Origin of the sequence: Marinobacter sp. ES-1, assembly GCF_000475255.1 — a bacterium.
GTDB classification, from domain to species: domain Bacteria; phylum Pseudomonadota; class Gammaproteobacteria; order Pseudomonadales; family Oleiphilaceae; genus Marinobacter; species Marinobacter vinifirmus.
Map to the genome: position 1 here is coordinate 1 of NZ_AXBV01000048.1, position 1,647 is coordinate 1,647.

Consider the following 1,647-nt stretch of genomic DNA (forward strand, 5'->3'; position numbering starts at 1 on the left):
TAGCCAACCAAGTAATTCGTGTGGACTCTGACCGAAGCATTCGGCTTCGTTTAAGGAGGTGATCCAGCCGCAGGTTCCCCTACGGCTACCTTGTTACGACTTCACCCCAGTCATGAACCACACCGTGGTAATCGTCCTCCCGAAGGTTAGACTAACTACTTCTGGTGCAATCCACTCCCATGGTGTGACGGGCGGTGTGTACAAGGCCCGGGAACGTATTCACCGCGACATTCTGATTCGCGATTACTAGCGATTCCGACTTCACGGAGTCGAGTTGCAGACTCCGATCCGGACTACGACGCGTTTTAAGGGATTGGCTCACTCTCGCGAGTTGGCAGCCCTCTGTACGCGCCATTGTAGCACGTGTGTAGCCCTGGCCGTAAGGGCCATGATGACCTGACGTCATCCCCACCTTCCTCCGGTTTGTCACCGGCAGTCTCCCTGGAGTTCTCAGCATTACCTGCTAGCAACCAAGGATAGGGGTTGCGCTCGTTACGGGACTTAACCCAACATCTCACGACACGAGCTGACGACGGCCATGCAGCACCTGTCTCAGAGTTCCCGAAGGCACCAATCCATCTCTGGAAAGTTCTCTGGATGTCAAGGCCAGGTAAGGTTCTTCGCGTTGCGTCGAATTAAACCACATGCTCCACCGCTTGTGCGGGCCCCCGTCAATTCATTTGAGTTTTAACCTTGCGGCCGTACTCCCCAGGCGGTCAACTTAGTGCGTTAGCTGCGCCACTAAGACTTCAAGAGTCCCAACGGCTAGTTGACATCGTTTACGGCGTGGACTACCAGGGTATCTAATCCTGTTTGCTCCCCACGCTTTCGCACCTCAGTGTCAGTGTTGGTCCAGGTAGCCGCCTTCGCCACTGGTGTTCCTTCCTATATCTACGCATTTCACCGCTACACAGGAAATTCCACTACCCTCTACCACACTCTAGTCTGACAGTTCGAAATGCCGTTCCCAGGTTAAGCCCGGGGCTTTCACATCTCGCTTACCAAACCACCTACGCGCGCTTTACGCCCAGTAATTCCGATTAACGCTTGCACCCTCCGTATTACCGCGGCTGCTGGCACGGAGTTAGCCGGTGCTTCTTCTGCGAGTAACGTCAATCCTTAAAGGTATTAACTTTAAGGCCTTCCTCCTCGCTGAAAGTGCTTTACAACCCGAAAGCCTTCTTCACACACGCGGCATGGCTGGATCAGGGTTGCCCCCATTGTCCAATATTCCCCACTGCTGCCTCCCGTAGGAGTTCGGGCCGTGTCTCAGTCCCGATGTGGCTGATCATCCTCTCAGACCAGCTACGGATCGTCGCCTTGGTAGGCCTTTACCCTACCAACTAGCTAATCCGACTTAGGCTCATCCAATAGCGCAAGGTCCGAAGATCCCCTGCTTTCCCCCGTAGGGCGTATGCGGTATTAGCAGCCGTTTCCGACTGTTGTCCCCCACTACTGGGCAGATTCCTAAGCATTACTCACCCGTCCGCCGCTCGTCAGCGGGGTGCAAGCACCCCCTGTTACCGCTCGACTTGCATGTGTTAAGCCTGCCGCCAGCGTTCAATCTGAGCCATGATCAAACTCTTCAGTTTAAATCATACAAGAATCCGAAGATTCTCTATTCTTGCTCAAGACAAAACTCAATTT

The 1,647-nt window shown here is 54.0% G+C and carries 1 rRNA gene; it reads right to left on the reverse strand.

Annotated features, from left to right (window positions below):
* Window positions 1-51: 51 nt before the first annotated feature.
* A 16S ribosomal RNA gene (locus tag Q668_RS08915) occupies window positions 52-1,592 on the reverse strand.
* Window positions 1,593-1,647: the final 55 nt, after the last annotated feature.